This is a genomic window from Streptomyces anandii JCM 4720 (assembly GCF_014650655.1).
Lineage (GTDB): Bacteria > Actinomycetota > Actinomycetes > Streptomycetales > Streptomycetaceae > Streptomyces > Streptomyces anandii.
The window spans coordinates 666-20,986 of sequence record NZ_BMVJ01000010.1; the positions used below are offsets into that span (position 1 = coordinate 666).

Genomic DNA, 20,321 nt, shown 5'->3' on the forward strand with positions numbered 1-20,321 from the left:
AGTGGTGTTCCGCCGGCAGATCGCCGAGGCCGACGACCCCGGGGCGATGCGCGAGCGCATGGTCAAGGAGTACAAGGCCGAGCTGATGCACCCCTACTACGCCGCCGAGCGCGGCCTGGTGGACGACGTCATCGACCCGGCCGACACCCGCGAGGTCCTGATCCGCGGCCTGGCGATGCTGCGCACCAAGCACGCCGACCTGCCCTCCCGCAAGCACGGCAACCCCCCGACCTGACCGACCGGCCGACCCCCGGACGGCCCGCAGAGACCGCACGCACACCGCACAGAGAAAGGCCCCGAACCCACCATGACCGACCAGCCCCACGGCGTCGTCCCGCCCCGCGGACCGGAGGAGTCCGAGCGGACCCTCCACTACGCGGGCCCGGCCACCTTCGGCCGGGTGCCGCGCCTGGACGAGGTCGAGAACACGGACATCGCCGTGGTGGGCGTGCCCTTCGACTCGGGCGTCTCCTACCGCCCCGGCGCCCGCTTCGGCGGCAACGCCATCCGCGAGGCCTCCCGCCAACTGCGGCCCTACAACCCGGCCCAGCAGGTCTACCCCTTCCACTTCGCCCAGGTGGCGGACGTCGGCGACATCACCGCCAACCCCTACGACCTCAATGAGGCGGTGGAGACCATCGAGGCCGCCGCCGACGAACTCCTCGGCACCGGCGCGCGGTTGATGACCCTCGGCGGCGACCACACCATCGCCCTGCCCATGCTGCGCGCCGTGGCCCGCCGGCACGGTCCCGTCGCCCTGCTGCACTTCGACGCCCATCTGGACACCTGGGACTCCATCTTCGGCGCGCAGTACGCCCACGGCACACCGTTCCGCCGCGCGGTCGAAGAGGGCGTCCTGGACACCTCCGCCCTCTCCCACGTGGGCATCCGCGGCCCGCTCTACCACCAGAACGACCTCGCCGAGGACGCCAAGCTCGGCTTCGGCATCGTGACCTCAGCCGACGTCATGCGGCGCGGCGTGGACGAGGTGGTCCAGCAGCTGCGTGAGCGCATCGGCGAACGCCCCCTCTACATCTCCGTCGACATCGACGTCCTCGACCCCTCCCACGCCCCCGGCACCGGCACCCCGGAGGCGGGCGGCCTCACCTCCCGCGAACTCCTCGAGATCATCCGCGGCCTGTCCGACTGCCGGCTGGTCTCCGCCGACCTGGTCGAGGTCGCCCCCGCCTACGACCACGCCGAGATCACGTCCATCGCCGCGTCCCACACCGCCTACGAACTCGTCACCATCATGTCCCGCCAGATGGGCCCGGCCCGCTGGGGCGCCAAGTGAGCGCGCGACCCCACGGGGGCACGACCGGCGTAGCCTGACGCCGACCGGCCGACGGCGACGCACACGAGGTGACAGATGCGGTTCACCACCCGCCCCACCCTCCAGGGCACCTTCGGCATGGTGTCCTCCACCCACTGGCTGGCCTCGCAGTCGGCGATGGCGGTGCTGGAGGACGGCGGCAACGCCTACGACGCGGCCGTGGCTGCCGCCTTCGTGCTGCACGTCGTCGAACCGCACCTCAACGGGCCGGCCGGCGAGGTGCCGATCCTGCTCGCCCCGGCCGGCGGCGAGGTCCGGGTGCTGTGCGGGCAGGGCGTCGCACCGGCAGGGGCGACCGTCGCGCACTACCGCGGCCTCGGACTCGGCCTAGTACCCGGCACAGGTCCGCTCGCCGCCGCCGTGCCCGGCGCCTTCGACGCCTGGATGCTCCTGCTGCGCGACCACGGCACGAAACCCCTCGACGACGTCCTGAAGTACGCCATCGGATACGCCGAGCACGGGCACGCGCCCGTGGAGCGCGTGGGCCAGACCGTGGAGACGGTACGGCGGCTGTTCGAGACCGAGTGGACCTCCTCGGCCGAGGTCTACCTGCCCGGCGGGCGCCCGCCCCGCCCCGGCGAACTGCTGCGCAACCCCGCGCTCGCCGCCACCTGGAGGCGGCTGCTCGCCGAGACCGCCCACGCCGGCGACCGGGAGGCGCGGATCGAGGCGGCGCGCGCGGTGTGGCGCACCGGCTTCGTCGCCGAAGCCCTCGTCCGGCAGTCCGGGCGGCCCACCATGGACACCAGCGGCGAACACCACACCGGCACCCTCACGGCCGCCGACCTCGCCGGATGGTCCGCGGCCTACGAGAACCCGGTGACGTACGACTGGAACGGCTGGACCGTCTGCAAGGCCGGGCCCTGGAGCCAGGGGCCGGTCTTCCTCCAGCAACTCGCCCTGCTCCCGCCCGAGCTGCCCGAGCACGGCTCCGCCGACTTCCTGCACCTGCTCATCGAGGGCTGCAAGCTGGCCATGGCCGACCGCGAGGCCTGGTACGGGGACGCGGCCGAGGTGCCGCTCGCCGAGCTGCTCTCGCCCGGCTACAACGCCGGGCGGCGCGCACTGATCGGCTCTCGGGCCTCCTTGGCACTGCGGCCCGGCAGCCCCGGCGGACGCCCCCCGCGGCTGAGCGCGCACGCGCACACGATCGCGGCCGGGCAGGGACCGGGGGCGGCCGCGGGGGAGTTCGACGCCCTCGGCGTCGGCGAGCCCACCGTCGCCAAGCCGCCGACCTCCCCGGTGCCGGGCGAACCCGAGGTCGCCGCCGACGGCGCGACCCGCGGCGACACCTGCCACCTCGACGTCGTCGACCGCTGGGGCAACATGGTCGCCGCCACGCCCAGCGGCGGCTGGCTCCAGTCCAACCCCGTCGTCCCCGAGCTGGGCTTCCCGCTGGGCACCCGGCTGCAGATGACCTGGCTGGAGGAGGGCCTGCCCAACTCGCTGACCCCCGGCCGCCGTCCGCGCACCACCCTCAGCCCGTCGATGGCGCTGCGGGAGGGCGTGCCCGTCATGGCCTTCGGCACGCCCGGCGGGGACCAGCAGGACCAGTGGCAGCCGCACTTCTTCCTGGCGGTCGCCCTGCGCCCGCCCGTCCGCGGCGGCCTGGACCTCCAGGGCGCGATCGACGCGCCCAACTGGCACAACGACTCCTTCCCGGGCTCCTTCTACCCGCGCGGGATGCGCCCCGGCAGTGTCACCGTGGAGTCACGCACGGACCCCGGGGTCGTGGCGGCGCTGCGCCGCCGGGGTCACCACGTGACCGTCGGAGAGCCCTGGTCCGAGGGCCGCCTGTGCGCCGTCGCCCGCGACCCGCGCACCGGCATCCTGTCGGCGGCCGCCAACCCGCGCGGGATGCAGGGGTACGCGGTCGGCCGCTGAGGCGGCCGTGAGGCGGAGCCCGGCGGCCGCGAGGCTTGGCCGTACGGCACCACGTGTTCATGCCGATTCCACCCGGTGTGCACCGGCCGGGCGGGGATTGTCAGAGGCGCGTGGTCTCATGGAGGCATGATCGAAGAAACGGAAACCATCGAGGAGTTTCTCGCACGCCACTCGGCGGACGTGGAGGACGCGGTGCGCAAGGCCGCCGCCGCCGAGATCATGCCCCGCTTCCGCGGGCTCGCCGAGCACGAGATCGACCAGAAGTCCGGCCCGCACGACCTGGTGACGGACGCCGACCGCCTCGCCGAGCTGTACCTCACGGACACCCTCGGCGCCCTCCTGCCCGGCTCCGTCGTGGTCGGCGAGGAGGCCGTCCACGCCAACCCCGCCGTCTACGAGGCGATACGGGGCGATGCCCCCGTCTGGATCGTCGACCCCGTCGACGGAACCCGGCAGTTCGTGCACGGCGACCCCGGCTTCTGCACGCTCGTCGCCCTCGCCCACCACGGAGTGGTGCGGGCCTCCTGGACCTACGCCCCGGCCCGCGACCAACTCGCCGTGGCCGTGCGGGGTCAGGGCGCCTTCCTCGACGGCGTCAGGCTGCGCTCCGGCACCCCCGAGCCGGGCCGCCCGCTCGAAGTGGCCACTTCCCACCCGGACTTCACCACCGACGAGCAGAAGCGCGCCCTGCTCGGCCTGCGCACGGACGGGGTCGCGCCCCGCAACTGCGGCTCGGCCGGGCTGGAGTACCTGGCGGTGGCCCGGGGCGAGCTGGACGCCACCGCCTTCTCCTGGGAGGCCGCCTGGGACCACGCGGCGGGCCTGCTGCTGGTCGAGGAGGCCGGCGGCGCCCACTCCACCTCAACCGGCGAACCCTTCCGTATAACCGGCGGCAACGCCCTGCCGTTCACGGCGGCACGGGACGCGGCCACGGCCCGCCGGGTGGTGGCCCTGCTGTCGGCGCCCGCCTGACCCCACGTGCCGGGCCGCGCCGTACCGGCGGCCGCGGTCCCGCGGGGTGGCGGCGGTCGCGCGCGGGGTGGCGGCGGTCGCGGTCGCGCGCGGGTGGCCGCGTGGTCCGAGCCCGTGCCGTGCGGGCCGGCCCCGCGGCATATCCTGAGCGCAAGTGGCCATCGGCTGACGAAGGGGTCCGAAGGTGCCGTCGATGCTCGATGCGGTCGTGGTGGGTGCGGGGCCGAACGGGCTGACCGCTGCCGTGGAGCTCGCCCGGCGCGGCTTCTCCGTGGCCGTGTTCGAGGCGCGGGACACCGTGGGCGGCGGCGCCCGCACCGAGGAGCTCACCCTGCCCGGCTTCCGGCACGACCCGTGCTCCGCCGCGCACCCCCTCGCCGTCAACTCGCCCGCCTTCCGCGCCCTGCCCCTGGAGCGGTACGGCCTTCAGTGGCTGCACGCCCCGCTGCCCATGGCGCACCCCTTCCCGGACGGGACCGCGGCCGTCCTGGCCCGCTCGGTCGCGGAGACCGCGGCCTCCTTCGGACCGCGTGACGCGGGCGCGTACCGCAGACTGGTCGAGCCGTTCCTGCCCAGGTGGGACACCCTGGTCCGCGACTTCATGTCGCTGCCCATGACCGCCCTGCCCCGCGACCCGGTCACCCTCGCCCGCTTCGGCCTCGCCGGCCTGCCCCCGTCCACCTGGCTGATGCGCCGCTTCCGCGACGAGCGCGCCAGGACCCTCTTCGCCGGCCTCGTCGCCCACGTCATGGCCCCCCTCAGCGGCTTCGCCACCGGCGCCATCGGCCTGGTCTTCCTCCTCGCCGCGCACGCCCGCGGCTGGCCGGTGGCCCGCGGCGGCTCCCAGGCGATCTCCGACGCCCTCGCCGCGTATCTGAAGGACCTCGGCGGCGCCCTGCACACCGACTACGAGGTCAAGCGCCTCGACGACCTGCCACCCGCGCGGGCGTACGTCTTCGACACCTCGCCCACCGCCCTCGCCCGCATCGCCGGCCTCGGCCGGTACTACGAGGGATTCCGCTACGGCCCGGGCGTCTTCAAGATCGACTACGCGCTGGACGGCCCGGTCCCGTGGACCGCCGAGGCCCCCCGCACCGCCGGAACCGTCCAGATCGGCGCCGACAGCGCCGAGATCGGCGCGGCACTGCGCGCCGCCTCCCGCGAGGGCCGCGCACCCGACCGGCCCTTCCTCATCACCGTCCAGCCCAGCCTCGTCGACCCCACCCGCGCCCCGGCCGGCAAACACGTCTTCTGGGCCTACGGCCACGTCCCCAACGGCTGGACCGGCGACCTCACCGACGCCATCGAGCGCCAACTGGAGCGCTTCGCACCGGGGTTCCGCGACCGCGTCCTCGCCCGCGCCACCGCCGGCCCGGCCGAACTCGCCGCCCGCAACGCCAACTACGTCGGCGGCGACATCGGCACCGGCGCGGTGGCCGGACTGCAGCTCCTGCTGCGCCCCAAGTTGTCCCTGTTCCCGTACGGCACCCCGCACCCGGCGGTCTTCATCTGCTCCTCCGCCACCCCGCCCGGCCCCGGCGTGCACGGCATGTCCGGGCACAACGCGGCCAAGGCCGTCTGGAGGAGGCTGCGCCAGACATGAGCACCGGACCCCTCCTCAACCTCGTGCGGGGCGACATCACCCTGCAGAGCGCCGACGCCATCGTCAACGCCGCAAACTCCTCCCTGCTGGGCGGCGGAGGCGTCGACGGCGCGATCCACCGGCGCGGCGGCCCGGCCATCCTCGAGGAGTGCCGCGCCCTGCGCGCCTCCCGGTACGGCCGGGGCCTGCCCACCGGCCGGGCGGTCGCCACCACCGCGGGCCGGCTGGACGCCCAGTGGGTGATCCACACCGTCGGCCCGGTCCACAGCGGCACCGAGGACCGCTCCGACCTGCTCGCCTCCTGCTACCGGGAGTCCCTGAGGGTCGCCGACGAGCTCGGCGCCCGCACCGTGGCCTTCCCCGCCATCTCCACCGGCGTCTACCGCTGGCCGATGGACGACGCGGCCCGGATCGCGGTGACCACCGTCCGGGCCACCGGCACGGCCGTGGCGGAGATCCGCTTCGTCCTCTTCGACGAGCGGGCGTACGAGGTGTTCGCCGCCCTGCTCGGCGGCTGACCGGGGCGACGCCCCACAGGCCATCGGCGTGATCCGCGTGGTCCCAGCGCAGCCCACCTTCATGTCGGATTCTCGCCAGCCCTCGCCCGGCCGGTGCCCGATGCTGGAGGCATGCAGAACGGGATGCACAGCGACCGGGAGCGCTGCGTGCGCGCCGTCCAGTCGAAGGACGCACGGTTCGACGGCTGGTTCTTCACCGCCGTCCTGACCACGGGCATCTACTGCCGGCCCAGCTGCCCGGTGGTGCCGCCCAAGCCCGGGAACATGGCCTTCTACCCGAGCGCGGCCGCCTGCCAGCAGGCCGGATTCCGCGCCTGCAAGCGCTGCCGTCCCGACACCAGCCCCGGCTCACCGGAGTGGAACCAGCGCGCCGACCTCGTAGCCCGCGCCATGCGGCTGATCGCCGACGGAGTGGTGGACCGCGAGGGCGTGCCCGGCCTCGCCGCCCGCCTCGGCTACAGCAGCCGTCAGGTCGAGCGCCAGCTCCGCGCCGAACTGGGCGCCGGCCCGCTCGCGCTCGCCCGCGCCCAGCGCGCCCAGACCGCCCGGCTGCTGATCGAGACCACCGCCCTGCCGATGGCGGAGATCGCCTTCGCCGCCGGCTTCGCCTCCATCCGCACCTTCAACGACACCGTGCGCGAGGTCTACGCACTGTCCCCCGGCGACCTGCGCACCCGCGCCACCGGACGGCCCACGAGCCGCACGGCGGCAGCCCCGGCCCCCACGACGCCCACCACTCCCGGCGCGCTGTCCCTGCGCCTCCCCTTCCGCGCCCCGCTCAACCCGGACAACCTCTTCGGCCACCTCGCGGCGACCGCCGTACCCGGTGTCGAGGAATGGCGCGACGGCTCGTACCGCCGCACCCTGCGCCTGCCCTACGGACACGGCATCGCCGCGCTCACCCCGCGACCGGACCACATCGCCTGCCGCCTCACCCTCGGCGACCTGCGCGACCTGCCCGTCGCCATCAGCCGCTGCCGGCGCCTGCTCGACCTGGACGCCGACCCGGTCGCCATCGACGACCAGCTCCGCGCCGACCCGGTCCTCGCGCCCCTGGTCGACAAGGGTCCGGGCCGCCGCGTGCCGCGCACCGTCGACGAGGCCGAGTTCGCGCTGCGCGCGGTGCTGGGCCAGCAGGTCTCCACGGCCGCCGCCCGCACCCACGCGGCCCGCCTGGTCACCGCCCACGGCGAACCGGTCGACGACCCCGAGGGCGGCCTCACCCACCTCTTCCCCTCGGCCGGGGCGCTCGCCGCCCTGGACCCCGAGTCACTGGCGATGCCCCGCACCCGTCGGACCACGTTCACCACACTTGTCCGCCAACTGGCGGGCGGAGAGCTGCACTTGGGCGCGGACAGCGACTGGCAGGAGAGCCGTACCCGTCTCCTCGCGCTGCCCGGCTTCGGCCCCTGGACCGCAGACGTCATCAGCATGCGCGCCCTGGGCGACCCCGACGCGTTCCTCCCCACCGACCTCGGCATCCGCCGTGCCGCACAGGAACTCGGCCTGCCCTCGACCCCGGCCGCCCTCACCGCACGCGCCGCCGCCTGGCGCCCCTGGCGGGCCTACGCCGTGCAGTACCTGTGGGCGACCGACAGCCACCCGATCAACTTCCTTCCCGTCTGAGGACGTTCTCACGATGAACGAGCACATCACCGCGAAGCGGCACACCAACACGAAGCAGCACACCACGACCAAGCGGCACACGGTCACCGACAGCCCGTACGGCCCCTTGACCCTCGTCGCCGAGGACGGCGTCCTGTGCGGCCTCTACATGACCGACCAGCGTCACCGCCCGCCCGAGGAGACGTTCGGCGACCCCGACGACACCCCTTTCACCGAGGCGAAGGAACAGCTGGAGGCCTACTTCGCGGGCGACTTGAGGACCTTCACCCTCGAACTGCACCTGAACGGAACCCCGTTCCAGCGCAGCGTCTGGGAACGGCTCCGCGCGATCCCCTACGGCGAGACCCGCTCCTACGGCCAACTCGCCGACGCCCTGGGCAGTCCCGGCGCCTCCCGCGCGGTCGGCCTCGCCAACGGCAGGAACCCCATCGGCATCATCGTCCCCTGCCACCGCGTCATCGGCGCCGGAGGGGGCCTCACCGGCTACGGCGGCGGACTGGCCCGCAAACAGCGCCTGCTCGACTTCGAGCGGGGCGCGGGCCTCTTCTGACCCTTCGGGACTGTCCCTGCCGACCCTGCGCCTGCCGACCCTGCGCCTGCCGACCCTGTCTCTGCCGATCCATCTCTGCCGACCCGTCGCGCAATCTGCACAGCGCGTCCGCGGCCCGGACACGGCACCTGACGGTGCGCCTGCTTTGATCTCACGGGTCGCGGCCCGTCCGTCCCCGGCGGCGCCGCACCCGTTCGCGCAACACTGGTACGAAGGGAAGTCCCCATGCACTCCGCTCACCACTTCGAGACGGCCGAGCTCTCCGAGACCGAGCTCGACACCGTCTCCGGCGGCCTCGCCCCGCACGTCGGCGTCGTCGCCGGCCCCACGTCCCTGACCGACTCCGACCTCCTGGCCCAGGCCGGCGCGGTCCAGAGCCAGGTCCTCGGCACCCTCGGCGAGTACCACCAGGCCGGCGTGACCGTCTCCTTCTGACCGGTACCACACGCCTTCCGGACCGGCCGCCCACCCACTTCGGTGAGCGGCCGGTCCGGCCCGTGGCCCGGTGCTACCGTCCTGGCATGGCCAAGGTCACCGTCTCGCTCGATGCCGAACTCGTCGTGGAAGCCATGGTGCTCGCCGGCGTCGGCAACCCCCAGGACGCCGTCGAACTCGTCGTGCGCGACTACATCGAACGCGGCCACCGCACGGAGGCCAGGACCGCCACGCGCGACGAGGCGCTGCGCGAGGTGGACGGCAAGCCGAGGAACGTCGAAGGCTGAGTCCGGCCCACCCACCTCGGTCGAGCGGCGGGGCCGGCCCGGTCAGCCCACGCGGTGGCCGTTCTCCAGTTCCGCCGTGCCGGCGCCTTCCGCCAGGACCTCCAGCGCGGCCAGGACCCGGCGGCCGAGCGCGCCCGGCAGGTGCGCGGCCAGCTCCTCACGCGGAACGAGCCGCCAGGACAGCAGCTCCTCCTCCTGGAGCCGGATCGCGCCGAGGTCGTCCTCCGAGAGGGTCCCGCCGTCGTAGAGATAGGCGACCAGCGGCGGGCGGCCGGTGCCGTGTACCCAGTCGACCGCGAGCAGCCGGCCGAGTTCGCGGTCGAGCCCGATCTCCTCCAGCGTCTCGCGGCGCGCGCCCCCGCGCGGGGTCTCCCCGTCGTCGGACTCGATGGTGCCGCCCGGAAGCGCCCAGCCCTCGCGGTAGTTGGGCTCGACGAGCAGCACCCGGCCCTCCGCGTCGCGGAAGAGCGCGGCGGCGCCGGAGATGACGCGGGGCAGGCCCGCGATGTACGTGGCGAAGTCCGCAGTGGTCATCCAGGAAGGGTAACCAGTCGCAGCGTGCGCTGAGCCAGGTCAGAGATGCGCACGCCGTCGAAGCCGAACACCGCGCTGCGGACCGTGTCCTCCAGCGGGTCCTTCCACCGGGCGGGAATCGCCCGCGCGCCGGTGAGCACGCCGGCCACCGATCCGGCGGTCGCCCCGTTGGAGTCGGTGTCCAGGCCGCCGCGGACGGTCAGCGCGATCGTGCGGGTGAAATCGCCGTCGCCGTGGAGCAGCCCCGCCGTGATGACGGCCGCGTTCGGGATCGTGTGGATCCAGCCCAGGCCCGCCGTCTCCTGCGCGAGCGTGCTCAGCGTGTCCTCCCACGCCATCCCGGCCTCGTGCAGCGAGGCGACCCGCCGTACCGTGCGGGCCAGCCGGCTGCTCGCCGGGACCACCAGCAGCGCCCGCTCCACCGCCGCGCGCACCGTCGGCGCGGTGAACGCCGCCGCGATGAGCGCCGCCGCCCACATCGCGCCGTAGACGCCGTTGCCGGTGTGCGACAGCACCGCGTCACGACGGGCGAGCGCGGCCGCGCGGTCCGGGTCGTCCGGGCTGGTCCAGCCGTAGACGTCCGCGCGGATCAGCGCGCCGATCCACTCCTGGTACGGATTGTCGTACGTCGCCGTCAGCGGCGGTTTGAGCCCCGAGGCGAGGTTGCGGTACGCGGCGCGCTCCGCGGTGAACGTCTGCAGATACGGCAGCCGCAGCAGCCACAGGTCGCCGACCTGCTCGGTGCTGAAGCCGAAGCCGTGCGTCTCCAGCAGGTGCAGGCCGAGGATCGCGTAGTCGACGTCGTCGTCCCGGCAGCTGCCGTGGATCCGCCCGCGGACGCATTCTCGCCACTCGGGGCGCAGCGCGAGGCCGGTGTCCTCGTCGGGCGGTTCCGGGAGGTAGTCCGTCAGGGGCAGCGCCTGCGACAGCCGCAGATAGCGGTCGATGCGGTCGCGCGTCCACACCTCGCCCTGCTCGACGGGCTTGCCCAGCATGTTGCCCGCGATCCGGCCCAGCCAGCCGCCGAGGACGCGGTCGGCGAGCCCCGGCTCGTCCTCCACAGGGGTCATAGGGCTGATGTACCCGGATTTCCCGGTGCCCTCCCAGCGGCGCCACGGGTGCTTCTCAGGGTTCGGGCGGGCATGGCGGCACGGGCGCGTTCCCGGTTAGGGTCGCAGCGGCGCGACTGGTCCCGACGTGCGCGGGGCCCGGAGAGCAAGGGGATGGCAAGGTGGCGGACGCTGCAGTGCGGGACACCCGCAGGGTGCTGGTTGCCGCGGACAAGTTCAAGGGGTCGCTGACGGCCGTGCAGGTCGCCGAGCGGGTGACCACGGGGCTGCGCAGGGTCGTCCCGGACCTGGAGGTCGAGACGCTGCCCGTCGCCGACGGCGGCGACGGGACGGTCGACGCGGCGGTCGCGGCCGGCTTCGAGCGCCGGGAGGTACGGGTCGCCGGCCCCTTGGGCCAGGAGGTGAGCGCCGCCTTCGCGCTGCGCGAGAGCACCGCGGTCGTGGAGATGGCCGAGGCCAGCGGGCTGCAACGGCTGCCCGCGGGTGTCTTCGCACCGCTGGCCGCGACCACCTACGGCTCGGGGGAACTGCTGCGCGCCGCGCTGGACGCGGGCGCGCGGACGATCGTGTTCGGCGTCGGCGGAAGCGCGACGACGGACGGGGGCGCGGGCATGCTGTCCGCGCTCGGGGCCCGGTTCCTGGACGCGGAGGGCGAGCCGGTCCCGCCGGGGGGCGGGGCACTGGCCGCACTGGCCCGCGCCGACCTGTCCGGGCTCGACCGGCGGCTCGCCTCCGTCGACCTGGTCCTCGCCAGCGACGTCGACAACCCCCTGACCGGGCCGCTGGGCGCGCCCGCCGTCTACGGCCCGCAGAAGGGCGCCTCGCCCAACGACGTGGCGGCGCTGGACGCGGCGCTGGCGCACTTCGCGAAGGTGCTGGAGTCCGCGGTGGGGGAGCGGGCGTCGGAGTTCGCCCTGGCGCCCGGCGCCGGTGCCGCGGGCGGCATCGGATACGGGGCGCTGCTCCTCGGGGCACGTTTCCGGCCCGGTATCGAGGTCATGCTCGACGTGCTCGGGTTCGCGCCGGCGCTGGAGCGGGCCTCACTGGTGATCACGGGTGAGGGCTCGCTGGACGAGCAGACGCTGCACGGCAAGGCCCCGGCCGGGGTCGCCGCCGCCGCGCGCGCGGCGGGCAAGGAGGTCGTCGCGGTGTGCGGGCGCCTGGCACTGCCGCCCGCCGCGCTGGGAAGGGCCGGTATCCGGCGGGCGTACGCCCTGACCGACGTCGAGCCGGACGTCGCCACGTGCATCGCCGAGGCGGGAGACATCCTGGAACGACTGGCGGAACGGGTGGGCCGCGACTTCCTCCTCTGACACCGGCGCCGCCATGTTCTCGCACGGGTGGTCGAGCGGGGAGGCGCCGGAAGCATCGTCCGGCCGGCGGGTCGGCAACGGGAAGGGCCCCGGACCGGTGATCGGTCCGGGGCCCTTCCCGGCGTGGGACGGCGGAGCGCTACGGCAGCTGGGCCGTCCGCGCCTCGCGGCGGTTGTCGCGGAAGTTGTTCACCCGGCGGGCCGTGGCGAACAGCGGGATCACCGCGCCCATGACCAGCTGGAGCGCGCAGCCCGTCTGCAGGAGCAGCTGCCCGCTCGGGGCGTCGAAGGCCCAGGCGGCGAGCAGACCCATGGACAGGACGATCCAGGAGAGCATCGCCACCGCGAGCCGGCCCCGCGGCTTGGGATACTCCACCCGGCTCACCATCAGCCAGGCGGTGCCGAGGATGGCCAGCAGAGTCGCCACGAAGGGCAGCTCCAGGAGCACGATGGAGACCACCGTGAGTGCTCCGAAGGGGCTGGGCATGCCCTGGAACACGCCGTCCTTCATCGTCACGCACGAGAAGCGCGCGAGTCTGAGCACCACCGCCAGCAGCACCACGATCGCGCCGAGCGCGGCCACCCGCTGGTGGGCGTCGTCGGCGACCATGCCGTAGACGAGGACGAAGTACGCCGGGGCCAGGCCGAAGCTGATCAGGTCGGAGAGGTTGTCCAGCTCCGCGCCCATGGGCGAACTGCGCAGCTTGCGGGCGACCAGTCCGTCGAACAGGTCGAACACGGCCGCGCACAGCATCAGGATGACGGCGGTGGCGGCGCTGTGCCGGGCCATGCCCGACTCCTGGCTGCCGGTGAGGTGCGGGATCAGGATGCCGGTGGTGGTGAAGTACACCGCCATGAAGCCGCACGTGGCGTTGCCCAGGGTGAGGGTGTCCGCTATCGACAGGCGGAGCGAGAGGGGCATCTCCTCCTCGTCGTCCACGTCGTCGGCCTCGGGCACCCAGCCGGCCTGGGTCTCGGGATCAATCACGGTCAATGCGAGTCACCCCAGCCACGGTCTTCTGGCCGACCTCGACCGCCACCTCCACGCCCTCGGGCAGGTAGATGTCGACGCGCGAGCCGAACCGGATCAGGCCGATCCGCTCGCCCTGCTCGACCTTGGTGCCCGAGGGCACGTAGGGGACGATGCGGCGGGCCACCGCGCCGGCGATCTGGATCATCTCGATGTCGCCGAGCTCGGTGTCGAAGTGCCAGACGACCCGCTCGTTGTTCTCGCTCTCCTTGTTGAACGCCGGAACGAACCCGCCGGGGATGTGCTCGACCGACGTGACCGTGCCGGAGAGCGGGGCGCGGTTGACGTGGACGTTCAGCGGGCTCATGAAGATCGCGACGCGGGTGCGGCCGTCCTTCCACGGCATGATGCTCTGCACCACACCGTCGGCGGGCGAGATGACCCGGCCCTGGGCGATCTCGCGCTCGGGGTCGCGGAAGAACCACAGCATCCCCGCCGCGAGCGCGGTGGCGGGGACGGCTACGGCCTTGGCGGCACCCGAGCGGCGGGCACGGACAAGGCTGACGGCTGCGGTGGCGACGGTCGGCAGAAGCCACGGCGAGGCTCCGCGCGCGAGGCGTACGCCGGCGAGGCTGTCGCGAGGTGCAGAGGTTTGGCTGTGGGGCATGGATGACCTTCGTAGCGGATGATGCCGCGCTTTCGACGGGGGACGGCGGCTTTCCGCGATCGTAGCGGTTAAGGGCCACAACTGGGTAAGCCGAGCTGCCGAGTCGGCGGCGGAAGACCGCTGACGGGGTGTGATCTTCTTCTCGGAGAAAACACCCCGTAGTCGGACATTCAGCCCTGGAATCGGTACTCCTCGAGCAGCCTGCGGCCGATGATCATTTTCTGGATCTCGGCGGTGCCTTCACCGATGAGCAGCATAGGGGCCTCTCGGTAGAGGCGCTCGATCTCGTACTCCTTGGAGAAGCCGTAGCCGCCGTGGATGCGGAAGGCGTCCTCGACGACCTCCTTGCAGTACTCCGAGGCCAGGTACTTCGCCATGCCCGCCTCGAGGTCGTTGCGCTGGCCCGAGTCCTTCTTGCGGGCCGCGTTCACCATCATGGCATGCGCGGCCTCCACCTTGGTGGCCATCTCAGCCAGCTTGAACTGGATGGCCTGGTGCTGGGCGATCTGCTTGCCGAAGGTCTGGCGCTGCTGGGCGTACTGCACGCCGAGCTCGAAGGCGCGCTGCGCGACGCCGCAGCCGCGCGCCGCCACGTTCACCCGGCCGACCTCGACGCCGTCCATCATCTGGTAGAAGCCCCGGCCGGTGACGCCGCCGAGCACCCGGTCGGCCGGAACACGCAGGCCGTCCATGATCAGCTCGGTGGTGTCGACGCCCTTGTAGCCCATCTTGTCGATCTTGCCGGGAATGGTCAGGCCCGGGCGCACCTCACCGAAACCGGGCTCCTTCTCCACCAGGAAGGTCGTCATCGACTTGTGCGGGGCCGTGCCCTCGGGGTGACCCTCGTCACTGCGCACGAGGACCGCGACGAGCGAGGAGGTGCCGCCGTTGGTCAGCCACATCTTCTGGCCGTTCAGGACGTACTCGTCGCCGTCCTTCACCGCCTTCGACGAGATCGCCGACACGTCCGAGCCCAGCGCCGGCTCCGACATCGAGAAGGCGCCCCGGATGTCGCCGAGGGCCATCCTCGGCAGGAAGTGGTCCTTCTGCTCCTGTGTGCCGTGCTGCTTGAGCATGTACGCGACGATGAAGTGGGTGTTGATGATGCCGGAGACCGACATCCAGCCGCGGGCGATCTCCTCCACGCACAGCGCGTAGGTCAGCAGCGACTCGCCCAGGCCCCCGTACTCCTCGGGGATCATCAGACCGAACAGGCCGAGTTCCTTCAGGCCGTCGACGATCTGCTGCGGGTACTCGTCGCGGTGCTCCAGCTCGGTCGCGACCGGGATGATCTCCTTGTCGACAAAGTCACGGACGGTGGAGACGATCTCCTGCTGGACGTCCGTGAGACCGTGGGTCTGGGCGAGTCGCGCCATGGCTTACTTCTCCTGCTGCTTGGGTTCCGGACGGCCCGGCTGCTCGCCGCCGCGCTCCTTGATGTACGTCTCAGTCGGCACCATCACCTTGCGGCGGAAGATGCACACCACGGTGCCGTCCTGCTTGTAGCCCCTGGTCTCGACGTAGACGATGCCGCGGTCGTTCTTCGACTTCGACGGCCACTTGTCGAGCACCGTCGTCTCGCCGTAGATCGTGTCGCCGTGGAACGTGGGCGCCACGTGCCTGAGCGACTCGATCTCCAGGTTGGCGATCGCCTTGCCGGACACGTCCGGCACGGACATGCCGAGCAGGAGGGAGTAGATGTAGTTGCCCACGACGACGTTCTTGCCGAAGTCCGTCGTCTTCTCCGCATAGTTGACGTCCATGTGGAGCGGGTGGTGGTTCATGGTGAGGAGACAGAACAGGTGGTCGTCGTACTCCGTGACCGTCTTGCCCGGCCAGTGCTTGTACGTCGCCCCGACCTCGAACTCCTCGTAGGTGCGTCCGAACTGCATGCGGCTCAGGCCTCCGGGATCTCGAACTTGCTGGTGCGCTGCATGCCGGCGGCACGCCCCTTGCCCGCGATGACCAGGGCCATCTTGCGGCTGGCCTCGTCGATCATCTCGTCGCCGAGCATCGCCGAGCCCTTCTTGCCGCCCGCCTCGGACGTGCAGTACTCGTACGCGTCCAGGATCAGCTCGGCGTGGTCGTAGTCCTCCTGGGAGGGGGAGAAGACCTCGTTGGCGGCGTCGACCTGGCCCGGGTGCAGCACCCACTTGCCGTCGAAGCCCAGCGCGGCGGCGCGGCCGGCCACCTCGCGGAAGCCGTCCACGTTGCGGATCTGCAGGTAGGGGCCGTCGATCGCCTGGAGGTTGTTGGCGCGGGCGGCCATCAGGATCTTCATCAGGATGTAGTGGTAGGCGTCCGCCGGGTAGCCGGGCGGCTGCTCGCCCACGACGAGGGACTTCATGTTGATGGAGGCCATGAAGTCGGCCGGGCCGAAGATGATCGTCTCGATGCGCGGGGAGGCCTGCGCGATCTCGTTGACGTTGTTGAGGCCCTGTGCGTTCTCGATCTGCGCCTCGATGCCGATGCGGCCGACCTCGAAGCCCATCGTCTTCTCGATCTGCGTCAACAGCAGATCAAGAGCGACGACCTGCTGAGCGTCCTGGACCTTGGGCAGCATGATGCAGTCAAGATTGGGGCCCGCACCCTCAACCACCGTCACGACGTCCCGGTACGTCCACTCGGTCGTCCAGTCGTTGACGCGCACCACCCTGGTCTTGCCCGTCCAGTCGCCCTCGTTGAGGAACTTGACGATGGTGTGCCGCGCCTCGGGCTTGGCCAGCGGCGCGCACGCGTCCTCCAGGTCCAGGAACACCTGGTCGGCCGGCAGACCCTGCGCCTTCTCCAGGAAGCGCGGGTTGGAGCCCGGTACGGCCAGGCAGGAGCGCCGCGGGCGCAGTCGGTTGACCTGGGGAGCGGGGCTGGTCATGCGGGGACCTCCAGGGGGTCGAGCTTGTTCGCTTTCCGGATCTCGTCGACGATCGCGCCGATGATCCCGGTGATGTCGAAGTCCTTCGGGGTGAACACCGCGGCCACTCCGGCGGCTCTGAGCTGCTCGGCGTCACCATTCGGGATGATGCCACCGGCGATCACCGGTATATCTGTGGCACCGGCCACACGCAGCCGGTCCAGCACGTCCGGCACCAGCTGGGCGTGCGAGCCGGACAGGATGGACAGGCCGACCGCGTGCACGTCCTCGGCCAGGGCCGCGTCCACGATCTGCTCCGGGGTGAGCCGGATGCCCTGGTAGACCACCTCGAACCCGGCGTCGCGGGCCCGCACGGCGATCTGCTCGGCGCCGTTGGAGTGCCCGTCCAGGCCGGGCTTGCCGACCAGGAAGCGCAGCTTGCCCACGCCCAGGTCCCGTGCGGTGGCGTCCACCTTCCGGCGGACGTCGGCCAGTCCGCTGCCCTCCGCGGCGGACACCGCGACGGGCGCGGAGGACACGCCGGTGGGGGCGCGGAACTCGCCGAACACCTCGCGCAGCGCCCCGGCCCACTCGCCGGTCGTGACGCCGGCGCGGGCGCACTCCAGGGTGGCCTCCATGAGGTTGTCGGTGCCCTTGGCCGCCTCCTTCAGCCGCTCCAGCGCCTTGCAGGGGCGAGGGTGGTTGAACGGCGGCTGGTAGCGGGTGTCACGCCAGTTCCGCAGCGACTCGATGACACGGGCCTCGACCGCCGGGTCGACCGTCTGGATGGCGGTGTCCAGGTCGGCCGTCAGCGGGTTCGGCTCGGTGCCCTCGAAGATGTTGACGCCGACGATCTTCTCTTGACCGGACTCAATACGGGCCCGGCGCTCGGCGTGCGAGGCGACCAGCTGCGACTTCAGGTAGCCCGACTCGACGGCCGCCATCGCGCCGCCCAGCTCCTGGATGTGGTCGATCTCGGCGAGCACCGCCTCGACCAGCTCGTCCACCTTCGCCTCGATCACCTTCGAGCCCTCGAAGATGTCGTCGTACTCCAGCAGGTCAGACTCGTACGCCAGGACCTGCTGGATGCGCAGCGACCACTGCTGGTCCCACGGGCGGGGCAGGCCGAGCGCCTCGTTCCAGGCCGGCAGCTGCACGGCACGCGCGCGTGCGTCCTTGGAGAGGGTGACCGCCAGCATCTCCAGCACGATCCGCTGGACGTTGTTCTCCGGCTGCGCCTCGGTCAGGCCGAGCGAGTTGACCTGGACGCCGTAGCGGAAGCGGCGGTGCTTGGGGTTCTCGATGCCGTAGCGCTCACGCGTGATCCGGTCCCAGATGCGGCCGAAGGCGCGCATCTTGCACATCTCCTCGACGAAGCGGACGCCCGCGTTCACGAAGAAGGAGATGCGGCCGACCACGTCGCCCATGCGCTCCTGCGGCACCTGGCCGGAGTCGCGCACCGCGTCGAGCACGGCGATCGCGGTGGACATCGCGTACGCGATCTCCTGCACCGGCGTGGCCCCGGCCTCCTGCAGGTGGTAGCTGCAGATGTTGATCGGGTTCCACTTCGGGATGTGGGAGACCGTGTACGCGATCATGTCCGTCGTCAGGCGCAGGCTCGGCCCGGGCGGGAAGACGTGCGTCCCGCGGGAGAGGTACTCCTTGACGATGTCGTTCTGGGTCGTGCCCTGGAGTTTGGTGACGTCCGCGCCCTGCTCCTCGGCGACGACCTGGTAGAGCGCCAGCAGCCACATGGCCGTGGCGTTGATCGTCATCGAGGTGTTCATCTGCTCCAGGGGGATGTCCTGGAACAGCCGGCGCATGTCACCGAGGTGCGCGACCGGCACGCCGACCCGGCCGACCTCGCCGCGGGCGAGGATGTGGTCGGAGTCGTAGCCGGTCTGCGTCGGCAGGTCGAACGCCACCGACAAACCCGTCTGGCCCTTGGCGAGGTTGCGCCGGTACAGCTCGTTGGACGCCTCGGCCGTGGAGTGGCCGGCGTACGTCCGCATGAGCCACGGCCGGTCCTTCTCCCGCCTGCCTTCGGCGGACTGACGCTCTGTCATCTGTGACCTCCGCTGCCTCAGATGTTCCGGAAGCGGTTGATGGCGTCGATGTGCCGGGCGCGCAGCTCCTCGTCGCGCACGCCCAGGCCCTCCTCGGGGGCCATGCACAGCACGCCGACCTTGCCCTGGTGGAGGTTGCGGTGCACGTCGTAGGCCGCCTGGCCGGTGTCCTCCAGGGAGTAGACCTTGGAGAGCGTCGGGTGGATCTTGCCCTTGGCGATGAGGCGGTTGGCCTCCCAGGCCTCGCGGTAGTTGGCGAAGTGCGAGCCGATGATCCGCTTCAGGGACATCCACAGGTAGCGGTTGTCGTACTCGTGCATGTAGCCCGAGGTGGAGGCGCAGGTGGTGATGGTGCCGCCCTTGCGGGTGACGAACACCGAGGCGCCGAAGGTCTCGCGGCCGGGGTGCTCGAAGACGATGTCGATGTCCTCGCCGCCGGTGAGTTCGCGGATGCGCTTGCCGAAGCGCTTCCACTCCTTGGGGTCCTGGGTCTGCTCGTCCTTCCAGAACTTGTAGCCCTCGGCGTTGCGGTCGATGATCGCCTCGGCGCCCATGGACCGGCAGATGTCTGCCTTCTGCGGCGAGGAGACGACACAGATGGGGTTCGCGCCGCCGGCCAGCGCGAACTGCGTGGCGTACGAGCCGAGGCCGCCGCTGGCGCCCCAGATCAGGACGTTGTCGCCCTGCTTCATGCCGGCGCCGTTGCGGGAGACCAGCTGTCGGTAGGCGGTGGAGTTGACCAGGCCCGGGGCGGCGGCCTCCTCCCAGCTGAGGTGGCCGGGCTTCGGCATCAGCTGGTTGGACTTCACCAGGGCGATCTCGGCGAGGCCGCCGAAGTTGGTCTCGAAGCCCCAGATGCGCTGCTCGGGGTCGAGCATCGTGTCGTTGTGGCCGTCGCTCGACTCCAGCTCGACCGACAGGCAGTGCGCGACGACCTCGTCACCGGGCCGCCAGGCGTTGACGCCCGGGCCCGTGCGCAGGACGACGCCGGCGAGGTCGGAGCCGATGATGTGGTACGGCAGGTCGTGGCGCTTGGCCAGTTCGTTGGTGCGGCCGTAGCGCTCGAGGAACCCGAAGGTGGACAGGGGCTCGAAGATCGAGGTCCACACGGAGTTGTAGTTGACCGAGGAGGCCATGACGGCCACCAGGGCCTCGCCCGGGCCCAGCTCGGGCAGCGGCACCTCGTCGAGGTGGATCGACTTGCGCGGGTCCTTGTCGCGGGTTTCCAGGCCCGCGAACATCTCCGTCTCGTCCTTGTGCACGGTGATCGCGCGGTACGACTCGGGGAGCGGCAGAGCGGCGAAGTCGGCGGCGGTGGAGTCCGACGACTGGATCGCGTCCAGGATGTCCTTCACGGTCACGGTGTTGCCTCCGGCGATGAGCGCCCCGAGGGAAGGGCGCTGAGGGTTACGTCGGTGCTGCTGAGGGTTGGTTGAGGGGGTGCCGTCGGTTCGGCGGGTGGAGCTTCGGCAGCGCTTTGTGGCGCGGGAGGTGCCTGTGACGCAGGCGTCCGGGCGGACAGGCCATCGGTCTGCTGGGACAGCCCGGACCTCTTCAACGTATGACACCGCGTGTCAGCTGACAAGGCACTGAGTGCCATGAGTTTCGCTCAGGCGAAATCTTTACGTAACAAATGAGCGAT

The 20,321-nt window shown here is 71.9% G+C and carries 20 protein-coding genes; 11 read left to right on the plus strand and 9 right to left on the minus strand.

What is annotated here, in order from left to right:
• From IE249_RS37815 to IE249_RS19015, 10 genes are all read left to right on the plus strand, one after another.
• Positions 1-235, plus strand: a 235-nt coding sequence (locus IE249_RS37815) for a carboxyl transferase domain-containing protein (protein ID WP_308434371.1), incomplete at its 5' end; no start/stop codon positions are given.
• Between the two features lie 72 nt (positions 236-307).
• Positions 308-1,294, plus strand: a complete 987-nt coding sequence (speB, locus tag IE249_RS18975) for an agmatinase (RefSeq protein ID WP_189706032.1) — start codon at positions 308-310, stop codon at positions 1,292-1,294.
• A gap of 75 nt (positions 1,295-1,369) precedes the next feature.
• Positions 1,370-3,217 (plus strand): gamma-glutamyltransferase family protein, encoded by a 1,848-nt coding sequence (locus IE249_RS18980; protein WP_189706033.1) that lies wholly within the window; start codon positions 1,370-1,372, stop codon positions 3,215-3,217.
• Positions 3,218-3,343: 126 nt separating this feature from the next.
• Positions 3,344-4,189: an inositol monophosphatase family protein gene (locus IE249_RS18985; protein ID WP_189706034.1), complete on the plus strand. Its 846-nt coding sequence runs from the start codon at positions 3,344-3,346 to the stop codon at positions 4,187-4,189.
• 193 nt (positions 4,190-4,382) lie between these two features.
• Positions 4,383-5,792 carry a phytoene desaturase family protein gene (locus IE249_RS18990; RefSeq protein WP_189706035.1) on the plus strand — a complete coding sequence of 470 codons (1,410 nt, stop codon included), beginning with the start codon at positions 4,383-4,385 and terminating at the stop codon, positions 5,790-5,792.
• Positions 5,789-6,310, plus strand: a complete 522-nt coding sequence (locus IE249_RS18995; RefSeq protein WP_189706036.1) for an O-acetyl-ADP-ribose deacetylase — start codon at positions 5,789-5,791, stop codon at positions 6,308-6,310. The genes IE249_RS18990 and IE249_RS18995 overlap by 4 nt, the downstream gene beginning before the upstream one ends.
• 111 nt (positions 6,311-6,421) lie before the next feature.
• The gene (locus IE249_RS19000) at positions 6,422-7,936 is read left to right on the plus strand and encodes an AlkA N-terminal domain-containing protein (protein ID WP_308434372.1); all 1,515 of its coding nucleotides are present in this window, start codon (positions 6,422-6,424) and stop codon (positions 7,934-7,936) included.
• A gap of 13 nt (positions 7,937-7,949) precedes the next feature.
• Positions 7,950-8,486, plus strand: coding sequence for a methylated-DNA--[protein]-cysteine S-methyltransferase (locus IE249_RS19005; protein ID WP_189706037.1), 537 nt, complete (start codon positions 7,950-7,952; stop codon positions 8,484-8,486).
• Between the two features lie 225 nt (positions 8,487-8,711).
• Positions 8,712-8,921: a hypothetical protein gene (locus IE249_RS19010; RefSeq protein ID WP_189706038.1), complete on the plus strand. Its 210-nt coding sequence runs from the start codon at positions 8,712-8,714 to the stop codon at positions 8,919-8,921.
• 86 nt (positions 8,922-9,007) lie between these two features.
• On the plus strand, positions 9,008-9,208 hold the full coding sequence (locus IE249_RS19015; RefSeq protein ID WP_189706039.1) for a type II toxin-antitoxin system VapB family antitoxin: 201 nt from the start codon (positions 9,008-9,010) through the stop codon (positions 9,206-9,208).
• Between the two features lie 42 nt (positions 9,209-9,250).
• Here IE249_RS19015 and IE249_RS19020 read toward each other — a convergent pair whose 3' ends face one another.
• The gene (locus IE249_RS19020) at positions 9,251-9,742 is read right to left on the minus strand and encodes an NUDIX domain-containing protein (protein WP_189706041.1); all 492 of its coding nucleotides are present in this window, start codon (positions 9,740-9,742) and stop codon (positions 9,251-9,253) included.
• Positions 9,739-10,812, minus strand: a complete 1,074-nt coding sequence (locus tag IE249_RS19025) for an ADP-ribosylglycohydrolase family protein (RefSeq protein WP_189706043.1) — start codon at positions 10,810-10,812, stop codon at positions 9,739-9,741. The genes IE249_RS19020 and IE249_RS19025 overlap by 4 nt, the downstream gene beginning before the upstream one ends.
• Positions 10,813-11,006: 194 nt before the next feature.
• Here IE249_RS19025 and IE249_RS19030 point away from each other — a divergent pair, with 194 nt between their 5' ends.
• Positions 11,007-12,125, plus strand: coding sequence for a glycerate kinase (locus IE249_RS19030; RefSeq protein WP_189706435.1), 1,119 nt, complete (start codon positions 11,007-11,009; stop codon positions 12,123-12,125).
• Positions 12,126-12,264: 139 nt separating this feature from the next.
• Here the strand turns inward: IE249_RS19030 and pssA are convergent, their stop codons facing one another.
• The 7 genes from pssA to ccrA form a co-directional block, all read right to left on the minus strand.
• Positions 12,265-13,083, minus strand: coding sequence for a CDP-diacylglycerol--serine O-phosphatidyltransferase (gene pssA, locus IE249_RS19035; RefSeq protein ID WP_189706437.1), 819 nt, complete (start codon positions 13,081-13,083; stop codon positions 12,265-12,267).
• A gap of 22 nt (positions 13,084-13,105) precedes the next feature.
• The gene (locus IE249_RS19040) at positions 13,106-13,762 is read right to left on the minus strand and encodes a phosphatidylserine decarboxylase (protein ID WP_189706045.1); all 657 of its coding nucleotides are present in this window, start codon (positions 13,760-13,762) and stop codon (positions 13,106-13,108) included.
• Positions 13,763-13,932: 170 nt separating this feature from the next.
• Entirely contained in the window at positions 13,933-15,138 is a 1,206-nt protein-coding gene (locus IE249_RS19045; RefSeq protein ID WP_189706047.1) for an acyl-CoA dehydrogenase family protein, read from the minus strand.
• A 3-nt stretch (positions 15,139-15,141) separates the two neighbouring features.
• Complete coding sequence (locus tag IE249_RS19050) at positions 15,142-15,654, minus strand: MaoC family dehydratase (protein ID WP_189706049.1); 513 nt, start codon at positions 15,652-15,654, stop codon at positions 15,142-15,144.
• Between the two features lie 5 nt (positions 15,655-15,659).
• Positions 15,660-16,634, minus strand: coding sequence for an HpcH/HpaI aldolase/citrate lyase family protein (locus IE249_RS19055; protein WP_189706051.1), 975 nt, complete (start codon positions 16,632-16,634; stop codon positions 15,660-15,662).
• Positions 16,631-18,679, minus strand: coding sequence for an ethylmalonyl-CoA mutase (locus IE249_RS19060; RefSeq protein WP_189706053.1), 2,049 nt, complete (start codon positions 18,677-18,679; stop codon positions 16,631-16,633). The genes IE249_RS19055 and IE249_RS19060 overlap by 4 nt, the downstream gene beginning before the upstream one ends.
• A gap of 17 nt (positions 18,680-18,696) precedes the next feature.
• Positions 18,697-20,034 (minus strand): crotonyl-CoA carboxylase/reductase, encoded by a 1,338-nt coding sequence (gene ccrA / locus IE249_RS19065; protein WP_189706439.1) that lies wholly within the window; start codon positions 20,032-20,034, stop codon positions 18,697-18,699.
• Positions 20,035-20,321: the final 287 nt, after the last annotated feature.

Bases quoted from the DNA above. Each gene is read 5' to 3' on its own strand.
- IE249_RS19000 (WP_308434372.1), top strand. From the start codon at position 6,422: ATGCAGAACGGGATGCACAGCGACCGGGAGCGCTGCGTGCGCGCCGTC.
- IE249_RS19020 (WP_189706041.1), bottom strand. From the start codon at position 9,742: ATGACCACTGCGGACTTCGCCACGTACATCGCGGGCCTGCCCCGCGTC.
- IE249_RS19055 (WP_189706051.1), bottom strand. From the start codon at position 16,634: ATGACCAGCCCCGCTCCCCAGGTCAACCGACTGCGCCCGCGGCGCTCC.
- speB (WP_189706032.1), top strand. From the start codon at position 308: ATGACCGACCAGCCCCACGGCGTCGTCCCGCCCCGCGGACCGGAGGAG.
- IE249_RS19050 (WP_189706049.1), bottom strand. From the start codon at position 15,654: ATGCAGTTCGGACGCACCTACGAGGAGTTCGAGGTCGGGGCGACGTAC.
- IE249_RS19015 (WP_189706039.1), top strand. From the start codon at position 9,008: ATGGCCAAGGTCACCGTCTCGCTCGATGCCGAACTCGTCGTGGAAGCC.
- IE249_RS19005 (WP_189706037.1), top strand. From the start codon at position 7,950: ATGAACGAGCACATCACCGCGAAGCGGCACACCAACACGAAGCAGCAC.
- IE249_RS19010 (WP_189706038.1), top strand. From the start codon at position 8,712: ATGCACTCCGCTCACCACTTCGAGACGGCCGAGCTCTCCGAGACCGAG.
- IE249_RS19060 (WP_189706053.1), bottom strand. From the start codon at position 18,679: ATGACAGAGCGTCAGTCCGCCGAAGGCAGGCGGGAGAAGGACCGGCCG.
- IE249_RS18985 (WP_189706034.1), top strand. From the start codon at position 3,344: ATGATCGAAGAAACGGAAACCATCGAGGAGTTTCTCGCACGCCACTCG.
- IE249_RS18995 (WP_189706036.1), top strand. From the start codon at position 5,789: ATGAGCACCGGACCCCTCCTCAACCTCGTGCGGGGCGACATCACCCTG.
- IE249_RS18990 (WP_189706035.1), top strand. From the start codon at position 4,383: ATGCTCGATGCGGTCGTGGTGGGTGCGGGGCCGAACGGGCTGACCGCT.
- IE249_RS19045 (WP_189706047.1), bottom strand. From the start codon at position 15,138: ATGGCGCGACTCGCCCAGACCCACGGTCTCACGGACGTCCAGCAGGAG.
- IE249_RS18980 (WP_189706033.1), top strand. From the start codon at position 1,370: ATGCGGTTCACCACCCGCCCCACCCTCCAGGGCACCTTCGGCATGGTG.
- IE249_RS19025 (WP_189706043.1), bottom strand. From the start codon at position 10,812: ATGACCCCTGTGGAGGACGAGCCGGGGCTCGCCGACCGCGTCCTCGGC.
- IE249_RS19040 (WP_189706045.1), bottom strand. From the start codon at position 13,762: ATGCCCCACAGCCAAACCTCTGCACCTCGCGACAGCCTCGCCGGCGTA.